At 60.9% G+C, this 921-nt stretch carries 1 protein-coding gene and 1 pseudogene; both read left to right on the forward strand.

The features are described from left to right. Positions 1–517, forward strand: a 517-nt coding sequence (locus tag M3P21_RS22345; protein WP_249713713.1) for a tyrosine-type recombinase/integrase, incomplete at its 5' end; no start/stop codon positions are given. Beyond that, positions 417–921: pseudogene (locus tag M3P21_RS22350) on the forward strand (IS91 family transposase); the annotation flags it as partial. The gene M3P21_RS22345 and the pseudogene M3P21_RS22350, both read left to right, overlap by 101 nt.

Below are 921 nucleotides of genomic sequence, written 5' to 3' on the forward strand. Positions count from 1 at the left end.
AGGACTTAAGTATCGCGCGGCGCTCAGCATTTCTTATGGCACCGGGCTCCGCGCGTCAGAAGTTTGCAATCTGAAGGTCAGCGATATCGATAGCGACCGCATGCTCATCCATGTCGAACGGGGCAAGGGTGGGAAGGATCGCAAGGTGATGCTGTCGCCCGGCCTTCTGGCGCTTTTGCGTGACTATTGGCGTGAGGCCCGGCCGGAGGGTTGGCTGTTTCCGGGAAAGCCCAGGATCAACCCGCTCTCACCGCGCCAATTGAATCGCGCTTTCAGTGCAGCCAAACACTTGGCGGGTATTAAGAAGCCTCGCAGCACGCTGCACTCTCTGCGCCACAGCTTCGCGACCCACCTGCTTGAAGCCGGAACCGATGTGCGGGTCATTCAGGTTCTGCTGGGGCATGCCAAGCTGAGCACAACTGCGCGTCATGTCAGCGATAGAGGCTTGCCGTACGGAGGCGCTCGGCGGTCATGTGGCCGCGTGTACCAAGTGTGGTCACCAGCACATTGCCTATAACAGCTGCAAGAACCGGCATTGCCCCAAATGCCAGGCGCCAGCGGCGCGTGGCTGGATGGCGGCGCGCGCAGAGGACCTGCTGCCGGTGGAGTACTTCCATGTGGTCTTCACACTTCCGGCGGAGATTGCGCGCATTGCGCTTTGGAACAAGCGGTCAGTTTATGGTCTGCTGTTCAAAGCATCTGCTGAGACAGTGACGACGATCGCGGCAGACCCCAAGCGTCTCGGCGCTCGCGTGGGCATGACCAGCGTACTCCACACATGGGGCTCAGCACTCACCCATCATCCCCACATCCACATGATCGTCCCGGGCGGCGGTCTCTCGCCGGATGGCATCCGGTGGGTTGCTTGTAAGCCGGGGTTCTTTTTGCACGTGCGCGTGCTGTCACGGCTGTTCCGGCGAT

It is taken from the genome of Ruegeria spongiae (genome assembly GCF_023502395.1).
GTDB lineage: Bacteria > Pseudomonadota > Alphaproteobacteria > Rhodobacterales > Rhodobacteraceae > Ruegeria_C > Ruegeria_C spongiae.